The organism is Acinetobacter sp. WA-87 (genome assembly GCF_039938935.1).
In the GTDB taxonomy this organism is placed as follows: domain Bacteria; phylum Pseudomonadota; class Gammaproteobacteria; order Pseudomonadales; family Moraxellaceae; genus Acinetobacter; species Acinetobacter seifertii.
The window spans coordinates 21,835-40,355 of the sequence record NZ_JBDUVF010000005.1; the positions used below are offsets into that span (position 1 = coordinate 21,835).

16 protein-coding genes and 1 tRNA gene are annotated in these 18,521 nt (G+C 36.6%); 13 read left to right on the top strand and 4 right to left on the bottom strand.

Going from position 1 to position 18,521, the window contains the following annotated elements:
- Positions 1–105: 105 nt before the first annotated feature.
- On the bottom strand, positions 106–1,143 hold the full coding sequence (queA, locus tag ABFY81_RS14325; protein WP_347914023.1) for a tRNA preQ1(34) S-adenosylmethionine ribosyltransferase-isomerase QueA: 1,038 nt from the start codon (positions 1,141–1,143) through the stop codon (positions 106–108).
- A gap of 182 nt (positions 1,144–1,325) precedes the next feature.
- Here queA and ABFY81_RS14330 point away from each other — a divergent pair.
- From ABFY81_RS14330 to ABFY81_RS14355, 6 genes are all read left to right on the top strand, one after another.
- Positions 1,326–1,412: transfer RNA gene (locus ABFY81_RS14330), tRNA-Leu, on the top strand.
- Positions 1,413–1,740: 328 nt separating this feature from the next.
- A complete protein-coding gene (locus tag ABFY81_RS14335; protein WP_347914024.1) occupies positions 1,741–2,757 on the top strand; it encodes a DUF2939 domain-containing protein in 1,017 nt (338 codons plus the stop codon).
- Positions 2,758–3,079: 322 nt separating this feature from the next.
- Entirely contained in the window at positions 3,080–4,351 is a 1,272-nt protein-coding gene (locus ABFY81_RS14340) for a HAMP domain-containing sensor histidine kinase (RefSeq protein WP_216984529.1), read from the top strand.
- A gap of 67 nt (positions 4,352–4,418) precedes the next feature.
- Positions 4,419–7,169, top strand: a complete 2,751-nt coding sequence (gene glnE / locus ABFY81_RS14345; RefSeq protein WP_347914025.1) for a bifunctional [glutamate--ammonia ligase]-adenylyl-L-tyrosine phosphorylase/[glutamate--ammonia-ligase] adenylyltransferase — start codon at positions 4,419–4,421, stop codon at positions 7,167–7,169.
- A 24-nt stretch (positions 7,170–7,193) separates the two neighbouring features.
- Complete coding sequence (locus ABFY81_RS14350) at positions 7,194–8,120, top strand: branched-chain amino acid transaminase (protein ID WP_004705670.1); 927 nt, start codon at positions 7,194–7,196, stop codon at positions 8,118–8,120.
- A gap of 67 nt (positions 8,121–8,187) precedes the next feature.
- Positions 8,188–9,072: an ELM1/GtrOC1 family putative glycosyltransferase gene (locus ABFY81_RS14355; RefSeq protein WP_347914026.1), complete on the top strand. Its 885-nt coding sequence runs from the start codon at positions 8,188–8,190 to the stop codon at positions 9,070–9,072.
- On the opposite strand, the gene ABFY81_RS14360 is transcribed toward ABFY81_RS14355, so the two are convergent.
- Entirely contained in the window at positions 9,057–10,631 is a 1,575-nt protein-coding gene (locus ABFY81_RS14360) for a sulfatase-like hydrolase/transferase (protein ID WP_347914027.1), read from the bottom strand. The two genes, ABFY81_RS14355 and ABFY81_RS14360, sit on opposite strands and share 16 nt — an antisense overlap.
- 125 nt (positions 10,632–10,756) lie before the next feature.
- Here ABFY81_RS14360 and ABFY81_RS14365 point away from each other — a divergent pair, with 125 nt between their 5' ends.
- The 4 genes from ABFY81_RS14365 to ABFY81_RS14380 are packed head-to-tail and all read left to right on the top strand — an operon-like array spanning position 10,757 to position 14,323.
- Positions 10,757–11,785, top strand: coding sequence for a glycosyltransferase (locus ABFY81_RS14365; protein ID WP_068936704.1), 1,029 nt, complete (start codon positions 10,757–10,759; stop codon positions 11,783–11,785).
- Positions 11,782–12,537 (top strand): polysaccharide deacetylase family protein, encoded by a 756-nt coding sequence (locus tag ABFY81_RS14370; protein ID WP_347914028.1) that lies wholly within the window; start codon positions 11,782–11,784, stop codon positions 12,535–12,537. The genes ABFY81_RS14365 and ABFY81_RS14370 overlap by 4 nt, the downstream gene beginning before the upstream one ends.
- Positions 12,534–13,298: a glycosyltransferase family 2 protein gene (locus tag ABFY81_RS14375; RefSeq protein ID WP_347914029.1), complete on the top strand. Its 765-nt coding sequence runs from the start codon at positions 12,534–12,536 to the stop codon at positions 13,296–13,298. The genes ABFY81_RS14370 and ABFY81_RS14375 overlap by 4 nt, the downstream gene beginning before the upstream one ends.
- 11 nt (positions 13,299–13,309) lie before the next feature.
- Positions 13,310–14,323 carry a glycosyltransferase gene (locus tag ABFY81_RS14380; RefSeq protein WP_347914030.1) on the top strand — a complete coding sequence of 338 codons (1,014 nt, stop codon included), beginning with the start codon at positions 13,310–13,312 and terminating at the stop codon, positions 14,321–14,323.
- Here ABFY81_RS14380 and ABFY81_RS14385 read toward each other — a convergent pair.
- Entirely contained in the window at positions 14,320–15,210 is an 891-nt protein-coding gene (locus tag ABFY81_RS14385; protein WP_174724064.1) for a hypothetical protein, read from the bottom strand. The two genes, ABFY81_RS14380 and ABFY81_RS14385, sit on opposite strands and share 4 nt — an antisense overlap.
- A 68-nt stretch (positions 15,211–15,278) precedes the next feature.
- On the opposite strand from ABFY81_RS14385, the gene ABFY81_RS14390 reads away from it, so the two are divergent.
- Both ABFY81_RS14390 and ABFY81_RS14395 read left to right on the top strand, forming a co-directional pair.
- Positions 15,279–16,034 (top strand): glycosyltransferase family 25 protein, encoded by a 756-nt coding sequence (locus ABFY81_RS14390; protein WP_019457480.1) that lies wholly within the window; start codon positions 15,279–15,281, stop codon positions 16,032–16,034.
- A gap of 8 nt (positions 16,035–16,042) precedes the next feature.
- Complete coding sequence (locus ABFY81_RS14395) at positions 16,043–16,993, top strand: lipooligosaccharide outer core biosynthesis glycosyltransferase GtrOC6 (protein ID WP_347914031.1); 951 nt, start codon at positions 16,043–16,045, stop codon at positions 16,991–16,993.
- Between the two features lie 38 nt (positions 16,994–17,031).
- On the opposite strand, the gene ABFY81_RS14400 is transcribed toward ABFY81_RS14395, so the two are convergent.
- Positions 17,032–17,250, bottom strand: coding sequence for a hypothetical protein (locus ABFY81_RS14400; protein WP_019457482.1), 219 nt, complete (start codon positions 17,248–17,250; stop codon positions 17,032–17,034).
- A gap of 203 nt (positions 17,251–17,453) precedes the next feature.
- Here ABFY81_RS14400 and ABFY81_RS14405 point away from each other — a divergent pair, with 203 nt between their 5' ends.
- Positions 17,454–18,482 (top strand): stealth conserved region 3 domain-containing protein, encoded by a 1,029-nt coding sequence (locus tag ABFY81_RS14405; RefSeq protein WP_347914032.1) that lies wholly within the window; start codon positions 17,454–17,456, stop codon positions 18,480–18,482.
- The last annotated feature ends 39 nt before the right edge of the window (positions 18,483–18,521 follow it).

An 18,521-nucleotide genomic window follows, 5' to 3' on the forward strand; every position in this document is an offset into this window, starting at 1 on the left:
AAATTTCTGCAACTCACAGAGCTAAAGTCATTATTTTTTATTGTGAGTATTTGGGCTGGGTTAAACCTTTCCATTAACCGATATGGTTTAACCCAGCCTTAGTCTTTAAACGTCTAATTTATCAACCAACATTGCATCGCCATAACTAAAGAAACGATAGCGGCTTTTAACTGCATGTTCATAGGCAGCCAAAATATTATCTCGATTTGAAAGCGCTGACACCAACATCAGCAGAGTAGACTCTGGCAAATGGAAGTTGGTAATTAAACGATCTACGATGCAGAACTCATAGCCCGGATAGATAAAGATTTGCGTGTCACCAGTCCAAGCCGCGATTTTTCCGCCGTGTGCTTGAGCTGCACTTTCTAAGGCACGTGTTGCGGTTGTACCGATAGCAATTACTTTATTGCCGCGCGCTTTAGTCGCCAAAATTAAATCAATGGTTTCTTGAGGAACGTCGCACCATTCACTATGCATGACATGATTGGTAATGTCATCAGTGCGTACAGGCATAAATGTGCCAGCACCCACGTGTAAAGTCACAAAAGATTTTTGAACATTTTTTTGCTCTAACTTTGCTAGTAACTCTTCATCAAAGTGCAGGCTCGCAGTTGGCGCAGCCACACTGGCAATTTTCTCAGGGTTATGGAAAACCGTTTGATAGCGCTCAGTGTCAATTTCTTCTGCTTCACGGTTAAAGTAAGGCGGAATAGGTAACTGACCATATTGCTCAAGTACAGGTAAAATTGGCCGTGAAAACTCAACCACAAATAAGTTTTCGTGACGGCCACGCACAATCACAGGAATATTATCTGCACCTACATAAAGCTCGGCACCAGCTTTAGGCGAGTTACTCGATTTGATATGACAATACGCAGTGGTGTGGTTCAACATACGCTCAACCAAAATCTCAATCGCACCGCCTGTCGAGCGTTTTCCTTTAAGTCGAGCTTTCATGACTTTGGTGTCATTCAGCACCAATAAATCACCTTCTTCAAACAGATCGATAATGTCTGTGAACATGTGATCGTGATATTGACCTTTTGAATCTAGGTGCAATAACCGTGAAGCACTACGTGATTCAAGAGGATAACGGGCAATAAGTTCATCGGGTAATTCAAAGGAAAAGTCAGACAGTTGCATATTTGAGAAAAAACACCGCAAAAATTGGGCCTAGTATAAACTTTTTCGCTTTTTTATGGCTGTGGTTCTGGCCTAAATCATGAAAAATGTTTAAATGATCTAAAAGTGAACGATAATATTCACTTAGGGTTTGACAAGTTTTACAAACGCGCTAATATACGCAACACAAACATACTTCCTCTCCCGAGGTGGTGAAATTGGTAGACGCGGCGGACTCAAAATCCGCTGTCAGAGATGACGTGTCGGTTCGAGTCCGACCCTCGGGACCATATTCAGAATCGTAAGATTCTACGAAAACCCCTAAGCTAATGGCTTAGGGGTTTTTTGTTGGGTTAAAATAACTGCCTATCAATTATAATTTTATCTTTTATTATTAATTCTTAATTTATAGAAAGTTTAGATCTCTTATGAAATTTCATTTGGGAGCCGATTTGTGAAAATAAGTGATGATCAATAATTTTGGTGGAATAAATAGATCTGTCCTTCATTCAAAGTCTTGAGCTGTAAATTTTGATTAAAATATAAAAGACAAGATAATGTATATGATTTAGGTAGGATTATTTTTCTACTTATTATTTTACAATTAGAGAGTAAATTATGAATAAAAAAATGATAGGGGTAATCTTCGGATTAATCATTTTGATTTTTGGATATTTATACGCTTCGCCTTATATCATCTTAAATAGTATTAAGAATGCATTGAAAGATAATGATAGTGAAAAGGTTTCTGCTTATATTGACTATACAAGCGTACGCCAAAGTCTGAAAGATCAGATGAATGCTTATATGTTAAAAGAGATCACAACTAAAGAAGCAAATGGTTGGGAAGCTTTAGGTGCAATGATGGTTTCAACTTTGGCCGAAAAGATGGTCGATGCGGCAGTAACACCTGAAGGTATGACCTTGATGCTACAAGGGAAGGATCTTAAAAAAAGTTTATCTGGTAATAGAGAGGATACGCCTAAAGAACGAACAGATATCTCAAAGATAGAATACAGAACTCGGTATTTATCAATAAGTATGTTTGAGGTAACTTTTAAAAATAAAGAGAATGGTTCGGATGTAAAAATCATTATGGAGCGTGATGGTTTAAGCTGGAAAATAAAAAAGATTGTTTTGCCGATGGATGAGATAAAGTCTAAACAAAAACTAGAGCCAACAACAATTCCCACAGTAGAAAAAATACCAGAATCTGAAACTCCACAAATGATAGAACCATCGACAACATTTAATTTCTCTGGTGTACAGAAGGGGGCAAAACTTGAATCTTGTTATCATGATCCATGTTCAATTATGCGGGTTATGGAGTTCAAGTTAATAAAGCAAACACCTACTGAATCAAATATTGAGTTAACAGTTGTAGGTGGTAGTCGAGGCTGGGATGCTAAAAAAATAGAATGGAACCATGAAGCTCATAAAATCCAGATTCAATGCTCTATCACTAAGCCAACATTACAGATTGAAGACGAGGTAACAATAATACCTTTAAATGATTCTGTGGTGCCCGGAGTATTATGGTCAGATGCCGAAACTTATATGCAAGCATGCCATAACTACACTGGAGACATGGGAGCTGGCATTCAACAGTATGGTTATAATGTACAAGATAGTTAAATTAATAATATAAATAGTAATCTGAAAAAGGCCAGTTTATTGGCCTTTTTTTAAACAATACTTTTAATCAGCTTTTAAAAATTCTGAACTCGCATTTCTAACATCTTACAACTCTCTAGCTTCAAACATTTGTTGTATTTTTCTCAAGCATACCCACTTTATGTATCTGAAAACCTTTAATTGAAACTTCACATTTCTATTTTGAAAAGAACGTTGCTCTTTTTATGTACTGTGTTAAAGTTTGTATTAGATCATAATGATTATAAGTACATTTCTTGAAAGCGGTTCCGACCAACAACGACAAAATCTGTGAGGCGGGCAAATGACATTCCAGCGTTTAGAACTACATCAGATCGAGCAGTTAAGTGCTTGTAGAATATCACTATTACTTGGATTAAATGCCGAGCAGAACTATATCGAGCAATTTTTCCGATTTAGTCTTCGTCTGTTGAAGTGTCAAAAAGCCTTATTAACTTTTAATCAGGAACCTTACTTTTGGCACCGTTGCCCTGAAGGTATAACTGCAATTTCGTTTAAGCCTTCGAAACATTTGAAACAGTGCTTTGCTAAACAACAGATCATTAATCATCTGCATCCTTCCTATCAAAACTTAACCAACTATTTAAAAGAACTAAACATCGAGTGCAGTAGAGCATTGGCTGTACATCTTTTACATCCCGATAAGACTTCGATGGGCTTTGCTGTCTTTTTTGATGATGATGCAGCTACCTTTGAAGATGATGATATTCAACTGCTGCTCGATTATTGCTCTACGTTTATGCAACAGGTTGAGTTGAAGTTTAACTATGAAGAGTTAAACGAACTTTACGAACAACAGGTGGCAATTAATTCAAGTAAAACAAAATTTTTCTCGATTATTTCGCATGACTTACGTGCGCCGTTTCATGGGTTACTTGGGTTTTCCGAGGTACTTGCCAAAGAGCGCGAGACTTTAGATGAATCTAGTATTCAAAATATTGCAGATTATTTATATGAAACCTCACAATCGACCTATAACTTGCTTGAAAGTTTACTGACATGGGCCATGGCAGAGGGTGGACGTTTTGTATATCACCCAATTAACTTTAAGCTGAGACAAGTGAGTAATATTGTTTGTGATGTACTGCGTACCTTAGCGATAAAGAAAAATATTGAACTGGTAAATGATGTTCCAGAAGATTTAAAAATCTATGCTGATATTAATATGATGACTTCTGTGATTCAAAACTTGGTATCAAACGCGTTGAAATTTACCGATATTGATGGCTCAGGCAAAGTTTTTATAGAAGCTAGACAAGCTGATAAAAATATAGAAATAACAGTTCGAGACACTGGTTTGGGTATGACAGAACAACAAATCAAAAATTTGTTCCATCCACGTATTACAGCCAGCTTTAAAGGTACGGCAGGCGAGAAAGGCGCTGGTCTAGGTTTAAGCCTTTGTAAGCGTTTTATTGAAATTAACCAAGGGCAAATTAATGTTGGTTCCAAAGAGGGCGTAGGAACAACATTTAAGGTTTTACTACCTTCTGCTCAAGAAAGTCATGATGCACTAACCGACCATCATTCTTCACCAGAAGCAAAATTAGTCTAATCCCTTTTCCTACCACTACTCGAACTGCTATAACTAAAAAGAGAGTACGAGGAAAAGAGCTTTTTATATGAATGCGGAGCAGTTACAAAAAACATTGCGTGCTAGTCAGTACGCTGAACAAGTTTTAGGTTTGCATCAAGCTGTTTTAGAAAAAGATTATCAAATAGATCAATTTGCTGCACCGCTCTCGACCGAACAGATTTATCAATTTGTCCAAACTACATTAAATGGAATTGCTGACGAAATATCTTGGATGCGTGGATTACGCATTTTACGTAGTCGTTTAATGTTTCGTTGGATTTGGCAGGATGCCAATCAGCTTACCGATGTTGTGACACTCACTCGTGAACTTTCTGACTTTGCCGATGCTAGTATTTGTGCAGCAAAAGACTTTGCACGTGTTGCACTTGTGGCGAAACATGGTGAACCTGTGGGCTACTCTGGCAAAGTTCAAGATTTAATTGTGGTTGCCATGGGGAAACTTGGGGCGCAAGAGCTTAACTTATCGAGTGATATTGACCTGATTTTTGCCTTTGATGAACAAGGTGAAACCAATGGCCGAAAATGCATAGATGTACAGCAATTCTGTATTTTGTGGGGACAAAAACTTATTTATTTGCTTGAGCATATTACTGCCGAAGGTTTTGTATTTCGAGTAGACATGCGTCTACGCCCTTGGGGCGATGGCTCTGCCTTAGCGATTAGTCATGCCGCTTTAGAAAAATATTTAAGTCAGCATGGTCGTGAGTGGGAACGCTATGCGTGGATTAAAGCCCGTGTTGTGACTGGTGGCAAAGAAGGGCAAGACTTGTTAGAAATGACACGTCCTTTTGTGTTCCGTCGTTATGTTGATTACACCGCTTTTGCCGCTATGCGTGATATGAAAGCCATGATTGAGCGTGAAGTCCTGCGCCGACATATTGAGGATGACATTAAACTCGGGGCGGGGGGGATTCGCGAAATTGAGTTTATTGTTCAGGTCTTCCAGCTTATTTACGGCGGATCTAAACGTGAGCTGCAAGATCGTCAGTGTTTAGTTAGTTTAGAGCACATTGGCGAAGCGGGCTTGTTAGAAAAGCAGGCGGTATTCGAGCTTAAAGATGCTTACTTGTTTTTACGCCGTGTTGAACATGCGATTCAAGCGCTCAATGACCAGCAAACTCAGCTATTGCCAGAAGAAGTTGATCTAAGACAACGCATTATAGATACATTGGGTTTTGTTAGCTGGAATGAATTTATTAATGTTCTTGACGAGAAACGTCAAAAAGTTAAAGTTCAATTTAAACAACTGATTGAGGATACAAGTTCTAATGCTGCAACTGAAAATTTTGGTCAGTTAGAACAACAACTAGATGAAGTGCTAGATGATAATGCGAAAAATTTGATTCATGAATTTTGGCATGGACATGCACTTAAAAAACTTCCTTCAAATGCGGTGCAGCGTTTAAAAACGTTCTGGCCTCACTTGATTGAAGCGATCTTGCAGTCAGATCAACCGCAAACTGCACTGTTACGTTTAATGCCGCTCATTGAATCGGTCATGCGTCGAACCGTATATTTGGTAATGCTGATTGAAAGTAAAGGGGCATTGCAACGCTTAGTGAAAATGGCGACGGTAAGCCCGTGGATTTGTGAAGAACTAACGCAATATCCGGTGCTGCTGGATGAGTTTTTATCGATGGATTTTGAGTTACCAAAACGTAAGGACTTGGAAGACTCATTACGCCAGCAGTTACTTCGTATTGAAATTGATCAAGTCGAAGACCAAATGCGAGTACTTCGCCTATTTAAAAAGAGCAACGTGCTCACAGTTGCTGCAAGTGATGTATTAGCTGAAAGCCCTCTTATGAAGGTATCTGATGCACTAACCGATATTGCTGAAGTGAGTGTTAATGCAACCCTACATTTAGCTTATCAAACTGTGGCGAAGCGCCATGGTTACCCAAAGGATGTTGAAGGAAAGCGCTGCTCACTCGACTACAAAGCCTTTGCTGTCATTGGTTATGGCAAAGTGGGTGGCATTGAACTGGGCTATGGTTCTGACTTAGACCTTGTCTTTATCCATTATCTAGATGAACAAGCTGACACCGATGGAACGAAGTCAATTAGTGGCTTTGAGTTTGCTATGCGTGTTGCTCAAAAGTTCATGTCCCTCATGACCACTCAAACGCTTGATGGTCGTGTCTATGAAATTGATACACGCTTAAGACCTTCTGGTGAGGCTGGTTTATTAGTGACCAGTCTGAAAGCCTATGAACATTATCAGTTGAAAAGTGCATGGCTTTGGGAGCACCAAGCACTCGTTCGAGCACGCTCTATCGCTGGTGATGAAACGCTTTGCCAAAAATTTGAAATATTTCGCCGCGAGATATTGACTCAATCTAGAGATGAGGCTTATGTTCGTGAGGAAGTGTTGAAAATGCGTCAGAAAATGAAAGACCACCTAGGTTCGTCTTCTGAACAAAAAAAACATGGTATTTTTCATTTAAAACAGGACGCAGGTGGTATCGTAGATATCGAATTTATGGCACAGTATGCTGTACTTGCATGGAGCGGGACGAAACCCGATCTCGCCCATTATTCTGATAATGTAAGAATATTAGAAGATGCTGCTAAAGCAGACTGCTTATCCAGTGAAGATGCCACAGCATTAATTCGAGCCTATCTTAGTGAACGTGCCGAAAGCCACCGCTTAGCCCTTGCAAATCAATCCATGCAAGTCAGCGCAGCGGACTGGCGTAGTACCCGTGCGGTCGTTTGCAATTTATGGCAAAGATTAATAGACCCAACCGCCTCGGTTGAGTTGGATAGTGAATGATTTTATAACAATTTGGAGTGTTCCATGAATTTGGCTGATCGTGATGGTTTTATTTGGCAAGATGGAAAATTAATTGATTGGCGTGATGCAAAGATTCACGTTTTAACCCATACATTACACTACAGTATGGGCGTATTTGAGGGTGTTCGTGCTTATGAAACGCCTAAAGGTACCGCCATTTTCCGTCTTCAAGACCACACAAAACGTTTGTTAAATTCAGCAAAAATTTATCAAATGAAAGTGCCGTATGATCAAGCAACGCTTGAACAAGCACAAATTGATGTTGTTCGTGAAAATAAATTAGCTTCTTGCTATTTACGCCCATTAATCTGGATCGGTTCAGAGAAACTAGGTATTGCAGCAACAAATAACACCATTCATGCCGCTGTTGCTGCATGGGCGTGGGGTGCATACCTTGGTGATGAAGCGATGGCTAAAGGTATTCGCGTTAAAACTTCATCATTTACTCACCATCATCCAAACGTGACTATGTGTAAAGCAAAAGCATCTGGTAACTACACGTTGTCAATTCTTGCTCACCAAGAAGTTGCACACTCTGGTTACGATGAAGCAATGCTCATGGACCCACAAGGTTATGTATGCCAAGGTTCTGGTGAAAACGTATTCTTGATTAAAGATGGCGTTTTACACACTCCAGATATCGCTGGCGGTGCACTTGACGGTATCACACGTCAAACTGTAATGACAATCGCTAGAGATCTTGGTTATCAAGTTGTTGAGCGCCGTATTACACGTGACGAATTCTATATCGCAGACGAAGCATTCTTCACAGGTACTGCTGCTGAAGTAACACCAATTCGTGAATATGATGACCGTCCAATCGGTTCGGGTACCCGTGGCCCAATTACCACTGAAATCCAAAAAACTTACTTTGATGCAGTTCAAGGTAGAAATCCGAAATATGAACACTGGTTAACTTACGTAAAATAAGTTAATCCGTTAACATAAAAAGGCGAACTTTAGTTTCGCCTTTTTATTTTTGGGTTAGGGAGCTTTTATGCATATTGTCTATGTCTCTGATGGTAAAGCAGGGCATCGCTCACAGGCTTTAGGTTTATTTCAGGCGATGCAAAGACAGCAGGCAAATGCAACATTTGAAGAAGTTTCCATTCATGATTTGCCTATTTTTTCTTTAATTAATACATTTTTCTCTTCAAAAAAAACTTTGTTTAAACAAGTGCCCGATTTTATATTTGGGGTCGGGAGCCATACGCACTTTCGTGTCTGGTTGTTAGGCAAAATTTTCAAAAAGGCCAAGACCGTTATCTTAATGAAGCCGAATTTGCCGATAGCTTGGTTTGACTATGCCGTAATTCCCGAGCACGATGGTATTCCAGCAAATAGCCGCGTTATTGTTACTCGTGGTGCACTCAATCCAATTTGTAATGAAAACCGCCATCAAAAAGCCAGAATTTTAATTGCATTGGGTGGTTCATCTAAACGACATCAATGGAACCAAGAAAAAGTATTATTGAGTGTTCAACAAATAGTTGAGCATAATCCAAACGCTGAAATTATTTTAACGACCTCACGTCGTACCCCTGCAGAATTTATCGATATTTTAAGACAGCAAAGCTTCGCCAAGTATTTACAGATATGTCCAGTTGAGCAAACCCCTCAGGGCTGGATTTTTGAGGAAATGCAAAAAGCAGAAGCGGTGTGGGTAACAGAAGATAGTGTTTCTATGATTTATGAGGCACTTACTGCGGGTTGCCGAGTCGCTGTGATTGCAATGGATAGAATCAAACAAGACCGTATTACCAATTCGGTTGATGTGCTGCTAGAGAAAAAATTTATAGCGAATGTATCTGACATAAACTTGCTTCCTGAAGGACAGCTCCTACAGGAAGCGGATCGGGTCGTGCATCAGCTCACTAAATGACATTGGCTATCGTCATGACCTTTATCATAGTTGACCGTTTCTGATGTTGCTAAAATTTCTCTTGGATATGTTTTGAACTTTGCATTAAATAATGATCTGTCTTGAGAAATATTTTTACAGTGAATTCCTCGCATATCTAAAACTGTAGGTAATATATTAATTGAACTTATAGGATTGCTTTGTTCTTTGGAAAGAGTACTCGCCATTTCTGGATGATGTTGCTTCCATGAGTTCGAACTCCACATAATTAAAGGGACATCAAAATTATTTTTCATGTCTAAATGCAGTGAGCTATTTTCTTTACATTCTCCAAGGTTTAATCCATGGTCAGATGTATAAATTAAGTTGGCATCTAGATTAGTTGCTTTTAATTTTTGAATGACTTCGTTGAGCAAGTAATCTGTATAAAGTACCGTATTGTCATAGGTATCTTTAAATTTATTAAATTGCGGTGGATAGCGTTTTGTAAAATCTGCATGTGAGCCGTAAAGGTGTAAAACAATGAATTTATGATGTTTTTTTTCTGCTAAAGCTCGGTCAAATGATTTGAGTAGCTCTTCATCGTAATGCGTTTCAAGTGATGCTGAATATGAATGTTGCGTCAAAAATTGGGTTTCTTGAGCAGAAGATGCATATGCTGAGACAAGAGAATCATATTCTCCATATTGAGCTTGTGCGCTAAACCAATAAGTTTTGTAGCCTGCTGCATTGAACGCATTTACAATAGAAGGACTTAAATTATCAGTTCCGTTGAGCTTTCCTGTTAGTAAGGTTGGTACGGACTTACTGGTCATATAAGAACCTGAAATCGTATTATTAAATAACCATAAATCTTTCTTATATTTTGCTAGATATGGTGTTGTATTATTTTTGGTATAGCCAAATAAACTTAAACGATCGCGTCGAGCACTTTCCCCAATAACCAATACTGTAATGGTAGGTCGAGTTTCTTTAACTTGTGTGCACTCAATTTCGTTTTGTGTGGCTATGAAGTCTTTTACACGATTTACTTCAAGGCTCGCTGCTGGTAAACCGAGCACTAAATTTAAAGGATAAGATTGTTTAAAATGACGATATACATTTAGGAAACCTTGCTGATGATCAGGTGCTTTAAGGTAGCGTTGAATTGGCGAAAAAATAAGACATAAAGCTAAAATACGTACCCATATTGGAGTGTTTAGTCTTTGATTTGGAATAAAATGATAAAAGAAAGCCAAAGGAGTGATATAGGCAATAATCAAACCAATTGCTAAAGGAATATCTAATGTCGATAAATAGACTCTGCCTTCAGTTGTGGAACTTCCCAAAATTGTAAGCCATACTGAAATTTCAGTTGGGGCGTTATAGGTAATTTCGTAATAAAGTGCAAAAGGAGTTAGAAGGTAAATAGGTAAGCTAAGCCAGAAAAAACGGCGGTAATGATAAATTAAAAAAACGAAAAAAATAAGCGGATATAATGCTTTGAAAAAACCATCACTGGAAATAATGAATGATGGAACAAGCAGCATAAAGCAATAAATAAAGAACCATAACTTTCCTGTTTTGAATCGAAAAATCACGCTAAGCTGTTCCAAGTGTAAAAGCGCGATATCATCCTATATTTCGCTAACAGGGTCTACATAAATTCAGGCATGATATAATATTTTAGTTCATCTCCAGAATTGATGGAATTATAGAGTTTAGAATGAAAATATTGCATATCGCAAATTTTGGCTTTAATAAACAAGGCGCACATTTTTACTGTACAGACCGTAAAATTTCTGCTGGATTAATTGAAAATGGCCATTTTGTTTATGATTTTAGCTTTCGTGATATGGCACGAATGGGCACCATTTTTAAAACAAAAAAATTGGGTGCTAATTGGGCCAATAAAGAAGTATTAAAAGTCGTCAATAACATTGAGCCTGATTTGGTACTTATAGGTCATAGTGACTTGATGAGTCCAGATGTCCTCAGACAAATTAAAGAATCTTATCCAAATACTAAAATAGCATTTTGGTATGTTGACCCGCTTTATTTAGAGAGCAAACTTGGTTTTGTCAAAGCATTCTCTCCATATTTAGATGCTATCTTCTGTACAACTGGTGGTGAGTATCTACAGAAGTTAAAGCAGCCACATTTAAGCGTAGCTTATTTACCTAATGTTGGTCATCGTAATGTAGAAATTCTGCAACAGTTTTCAAACTCTAAGACTGACAAGACATTTATCTTCTGCGGTGTGGTTTATAAAGAACCCGAGCGTGAAAAGTTCTTAAAAGATTTGGCAGATGCTCTGCAAAAAGGTCATGTAAACTATCAATATTATGGTTGTTTTGAACAACCAGGTGTTTACGGTAAAGCTTATTATAAGGTTTTGTCTGAAACAAAAATGGGACTTAATTACTCACGCCGTAATGATGTAACCTTGTATAGTTCTGACCGTATTGTACAGCTGACTGGTAATGGTTTACTCACCTTTAGCCCAAGAATTCCAGGTTTTGAGAAACTTTATACTGAGCAGGAAGTAGTTTACTTTGATGATCAATTTGATTTGGCTAAGAAGATCCAATTCTTTGATCAAAACCCAGATCAGGCTGAAAAAATAGCGAAAGAGGGCTGGGAGAAAACACGTAGATCTTTCAATGCTAAACGCATCACCCAATATATGGTTGAAGTGACATTTAAGCAGCCCCTTTCAGAAGATTATGAATGGTCACATGAGGTTTATGCATGATGTGGTTTTTGTACGTTGCCGTAGGCCTACTAGCACTTGCTGCACTGTTATATGTGCTGGGTAATTATACTTTCTGGCTTCCGTTTCGTTCGAACAAACTACCACGCATTGTGATGTTGCATCAGGTTACTCCTAAAGATGCAGCCTCTGGTATGAATATGCCTCCTGAAAAGTTTGAACAACTTTTACAGTTGTTGACGCGTAAAGGCACTACTTTTTGCTTTGTCTCTGAACTTGAACAATACCGTAATCAAAAAAATGTCGTTGCTTTAAGTTTTGATGATGGCTTTATGGATAATTATCTTTATGCCTATCCATTACTTCAAAAATATAATGCGAAAGCAACTATTTATTTGGCGACGCAAATTGAAGGAATCGAAAAGCTAACTCCTGAGCAAATTCATGAAATGGCCAACTCTGGTTTAATTGAGTTCGGTGCGCATACTCAACATCATGTGAACTTGCTTAAGCTTGATGATCAAACTGCTTATGATGAGATGCTTCAGTCTAAACGTGACGTTGAAGCATTAGTTGGAAAGTGCCCGAGCTTTGCTTATCCATTTGGTCGTTTTAATGAAAAGCACCAGAAAATGGCTCAAGAGATTGGCTTTAAAAACGCAGTATCGACTCGTAAAAAAATCGAAGCTTACGAAGCAGTTAATCAATTTAATATTCCACGTGTCAGCACGCATGGTGCCATGAATGCTTTACAGATGCGTATCGCCCTTGCTAAAGGACGTTATAAGTTATGAATAAAATTCCATGTAGTGTTTATATTGTCACTTTAAACTGTGGTGCTTGGTTAGAGCGAACTTTGCAAAGTGTCAGTGAGTTTGATGAAGTTATTATTTTAGACTCAGGTAGTACTGATAATACTTATGAAATTGCAAAGCGCTTTGAAAATACCCAAATTTCTCATCAAGACTGGCAGGGGTATGCTGGGCAAAAAAGTTTGGCCTTAGCAAAATGCCGAAATGATTGGGTACTCAATTTAGATGGCGACGAAGTCTTATCTAAAGAGTTAAAACAAGAAATTGTTGAGACCATTCAACAGAACAAGCTTGATGCATTAATCACTCCAATTAATGATGTGTTTTTAGGTGTCCCTAATAGTAAACATACTAAAAAACATGCGAAGGTGCGTTTTTTTCGCAAGTCTAAAGGACACTATGATCTAGCCAATAAAGTTCATGAAAACGTGATCGTAGATGGTGAATCTCAGCGTGCTCAACATGATATTTACCATTATGGCGAGTCGAGCATTTTCGTTAAAGTCGAAAAAAATAACCAATATTCCAACCTCAAAGCATTAGAGAAATACCAAAAGGGTAAGTCTCCAAGTGTTGCTAAATTAGTTCTGGTAATGCCAGTGACTTTTCTGAAGTCTTATTTTATTCGCCGTAGTTTCTTAAATGGTTGGCGTGGTTTCGTAAATAGTATGATTAATGCGTTTTATGCTTTTCTAAAAGAAGCCAAACTATTTGAACAGACTATGAATAAAGATAAAAAATAAGTAGGCAAGTTATGAAAATTGTTCAGATTATGGCAACAGATGGTGGAAAAATCGGTGGATTAGAAAAGCATACTTTTCAACTCTGCGCAGAATTATCACAAAAGCAAGAAGTCCATTTATTTTTAGACTTAAACTATCGAAATGTAATACCTCAATTAGAACATCTTCATTGTCATTATTTTGATTTTTCTAAAGGAAGAATGAATATCAGTCTTCTTTATTCACTTTTTAAAGAAATTAAAAAAATTGCACCTGATATTATTCATGCTCAAGGCGGAAAAGCATCAAAAATGTTGAGTTTTCTTCTGCCCTTTTTAAAAGTACCAAGTGTGGCAACCATTCATGGTATGAAAAATAACATGCGTAGTTATCATCATTTTAATGAGGTCATTACTGTAAGTCAGGCTGTTGCAGATAAAGTTAGTGAATATCGATCAGTTCATGTTGTTTATAATGGTGTTGCTCAGGAAAAAAGATTGAGTGCTGATATACCTAGAACAACTCTAAAAAAAGCTATCGCAATTGGCCGATTAGATCCAGTAAAAGGCTTCGATCGACTTATAGAAGCATGGCAAGGTTTGGAGATTCGCCTAGAAATATTAGGTGAGGGACCCGAGCATGAACGTTTAAGTCAGTTAATTCAAGATCTGCATTTGCGTGATAAAATTAAATTAGTGGGTTATCAGCAAGACATTTATCCGTATTTGGCAGCAAGTGATTTAGTGGTGGTATCTTCCTCGAGAGAAGGAGGTCCATTAATTGTTGCGGAAGGATTATTGGTACATAAACCTGTAATTGCCACTGATGTGGGGATGGTAAGAGAATTTATTCCAGAAAAATATATTGCAAAAGATAATACTGCATTGGAACTTAAAAAGTTAATTGAAATTGCTAGTGAAAATTTTGAGCATATTCATTATGAGTTTAAGCCTGCGTTTGATAAAGCAGAAGCTGAATTATCTTTAAATGCAATGGTTAATAAAACACTAGATATTTATAAATTAGCGTTGCGACAACAACGCTAATTATCTTTTGGGGTCAAACGGATTGCATCCACAACAACGAAATTGGAATGTACATCAATAGTGTGACATCCATCATCTTCTTTGTTCCATTCAGGATATATTGTTTCGTACAGTCTTTCCTCATATTCTTTCGGACTTAATTTTATGATTTCTTTAAGCTCAATATGTCCACCATAACGCTTTAAAGAGTCTTGACTTGGACGAACCAGTTTATTCCGATAGAAAAAAGGTTTTCCAGCCATCCTATATTGAATTTTTCCTTTACATACTGGGTTCATTGGGTGTTCTTGCCAGTTTGGATTTAAGATATCTTCAGTAAAGAATAGATCTAAACGGTCACCAAATTTCTTACAATCGCGACGTGTTGAGGTAAAAAGGTACCATAAACCTTCGTGGTAAAAAGGTGTGCTGTCAACTGCTTCAATATTTTCTAGAAGATTAGAATGTTTTTCCCATTTCAGTGGAAATTCAGTACATTTCCAAAGTTCAACTGTTTTGTTGCTAAAAGTCTCTGGCACCATGTACCAAGTATTATCTATTTTAAATACACAAGGATAGGATAGGTGATAGTCGAGCTTTAAAATAGCTTTAGGTGCTGTGTATGTACCATCTTTAAAAACTTCTAAGACAGAAAGAAAGCCTACAGGATGTTCATCATCAACTTCTTCAAAGAAAATGAAATGACGATCATTTTCATAAGCATAAAAGCTATCTGCAAATGTAAATTTTCTAGGTGAATGGATTTCAAAGAGTGAATCTAATTGTTCAAGTGCTGTAAAAGGTTGTTCTAGCCAGCCAAAACGTATATACCAATGAGAATTATAAGATTTTGCTTTTTTTGCTTGCTGGTATTTGTACCATTTTTTTTGGATTAGGCGATTTAGCATTAAATTTTACACTCGATATAACTATAATTAGATAGACTATCCCTGACTCATTTTAACATTTGAATGAAATGAAAAAATATTTAATCAGTATTGAATCTACGAATAGTGAACGTTTAAAAAAGCTGTACTCTCAGCCAACATTTTACAAATATCGCGATGAATTTAAGCAATTTGGGGTTATAGGGAAAAATTTAAGTGTTAGTGAGTATTTTCAGCAGGGTGTAGCAGGTAAGAAGAAACCGATGACACCAGGTGAGCTTGGTTGCGCCATGTCACATATAGCTGCATTAAAAGATTTTTTAAGCTCTGATGAAGAATATGCCGTTATTTTTGAAGATGATGTGATTGAACGTTTTGAAATTGATTTCCAAGACTTAGAAAAACATATTCATTCTTTAAACTTGGGTCCCTGCTTTTTCCTAAGCTTGGGCGGTATCCAAATGAAAATATGCAATCGCGTTCGTGGAAAGTTTTTACCTGAAGAGTTGTATGGCCAAAAAATTCTAAAAGTTGATTATGATTATCTTGAAAAACTAGCGTATGCGTATGCTTATGTTGTAGATCGTAAAATGGCGCAGATGTTAGTGGATTATCATCAGCCGATCAAAATTTACGACCATTGGCAAGATCTTGTTGGTCGAGGTGACTTTAGCTTCTACGTCAGTTTTTTATTTGATCATCCGATTATTGAAAATAATGATGCGTTAAGTTACTTGGAAAAGGAAAGAAGTCTAGTTACACATGTTTCACAAGATGATAGTGATTTATTACGGTACTTAAGAGTTAAACTAAAGAAATATATACTTAATAAATATATAATTTAGTCATTTTCTTGGGGTTTATTATTAATTTTATGATTAAGCAAAAAAATATTATTATCGGGTCAGCAACTGGATACAATGCTGACCTTATCTCTTCTTTTGTATATTCTTTGGAAAAAGCAAACTTTGATGGCATATTGGCTTTAATTATATATAAAGAGCAAATGACAGAATTTGTAAATGCATTTTCAGATATCAAAAATTTTAAAATTGAATTTAAAGTTTCAGCAATTGGAAAGTTTAAATCAAAGTCAAAATATTCAGGTGTTTATAAATTTAAGTTTGTAAAAAATATTCTTAAGAAAATTATTGGCTTAACAGTAAATGAGACTATTCCTGAATCAAAAATTAGGGGTCTTAAAATTACAGGTTATCCGCATGTGAGCCGTTTCTTTGAATACAAAGAAATTGTAGACAGCCATCCTGATGCTTCACATGTATTACTTAGCGATGTTCGAGATGTTTTTTTCCAAAGTAATCCTTTCAAAAATCTTGGCAAGGGTCTATTTGTTGGGATGGAAAATCCGGATTTCACCATAGGTACTGAGCAATATAACCAAAAATGGATTTTGGATGCATATGGAGAGAGTTTTTATAACATTGCAAAAGATGAACAAGTTTCTTGTTCAGGGGTCACTATTGGTGATCATGAATCAATTAGAGTCTATATCAATAAAATGATTGAAGAATTCTGCAAGCAGCCATATCAGAAAATGTCTGAAAGAATTTATGATCAAGCTATGCATAATAAATTATTAATTACTAATAGTTTAAGTGATATAACTCGCTGTCAGCCATTTGAATCAATTATTGTAACTTTAGGGTTATATCCAATAGAGCAAATTGCAGTTAATGATCAGGGATTTATTATTAATCGCAATCAAGAAATTATTCCGATTGTCCATCAGCATGATAGACATCCGGAACTACTTAAGTTATGTGAGAACTATATTGGAAAGTAGGCTTAGAATTATCTAAAGCTTACAAAGGGAGGCGGATATTAATTTTTATCCGCATTTCCTTTAAGCACCATATAAATGAGTGCAACAAAAATAAGTAATGCGCCTACTAGGCTACTTACGCAGAAATAAAGAATACGTTGGTTCGTTGTTAAATTGAATAATTCATGAGAAAGGATATAGCGCATAAAAAACCACTGCGCAAGAGAGAATACAATCACGACTAAAGCATGTCGACGAACTTCAGGACGCATTGCCATAATCAAATACCACGGGGAGAAAAGAGCAGTTATTATGCCATTTGCCTACTCTCATCTCAATAGAGCCTAAATTGAGTCAATTGTGTAGAAAAATTAAAATTATGAACAAATTATGAATTTTTATTAACATTAATAAACATTGAATTCCATTTTTTATCTGAGATTTTTTAGTAAATTTCTGTACTTATTTGGATATGTGTTTAATGCAGCCTATTGATTTCGTAATGATTTGGGTAGACTCAACTGATACTAGATGGCAGCAAGATTACTCATATTATAAATTAAAAGAAGTAAATAAACAGGTTACAGAACTCAGTGATGAGTGCCGTTATCGCGATTGGAACAATCTTCATTTCTGGTTTAGATCTGTTGAAAAATTTTGTCCGTGGGTCAGAAAAATTCATCTTGTGACATGTGGTCATTTCCCTGAATTCTTAGTCAAAAGTCATCCTAAGTTAAATTTAGTTACCCATAATCAAATTATAGAATCAAACTGTTTACCTACATTTAACTCTCATGCTATAGAAATTAATATTCATAAAATAGAAGGGCTTGCAGAGCAATTTGTCTACTTTAATGATGATACTTTTATTAATAGACCTTTAGAGCCAGAATTTTTCTTTCAGAATGGACTACCTTGTGATGGTATTCGGCTACAGCCGTTGATGGTAGTAGGGGAGGAAAATTTTTTAGGCGCTGTTGCTTTGACTGATGTTGCAATTATCAATAAATATTTTGATAAGAGAAAACTATTTCGAAAAAATCCGTATGCGCTTTTTAATCCTCGATATTCCATAAGCAACAATTGGGATAATTTTTTAAGTTTATATAACCGAAAATTCTCAAGCTTTTATAGTACTCATTTACCTCAGCCATTCTTGAAGTCGGTTTTTGAAGAGGTTTGGGAAAAAGAAGAAAACTATTTGAGAGAAGTATCAAGTCATCGCTTTAGACAACCTTTAGATGTTAACCAATATTTGTTTAGGCTTTGGCAGTTATGTTCTAATCGTTTTTGTCCTGTAAATATCTTTGAGCGCGGACAAAACTTTAATTTAAGATTGCAAAATCTCTCTGAAATTAATTATGTGATTAAGAATGAACAATTTCCACAAATTTGTCTAAATGATGATGAGCATGTGGTTGATTTTGAAAAATTAAAATTAGAAATTATTAAAATTTTTGAACAAAAATTTAATACAGTCTCAAGTTTTGAAAAAGAAATATCCCATTGAAACTACTTAATAAAAAACCCTGCTTAAGCAGGGTTTTTT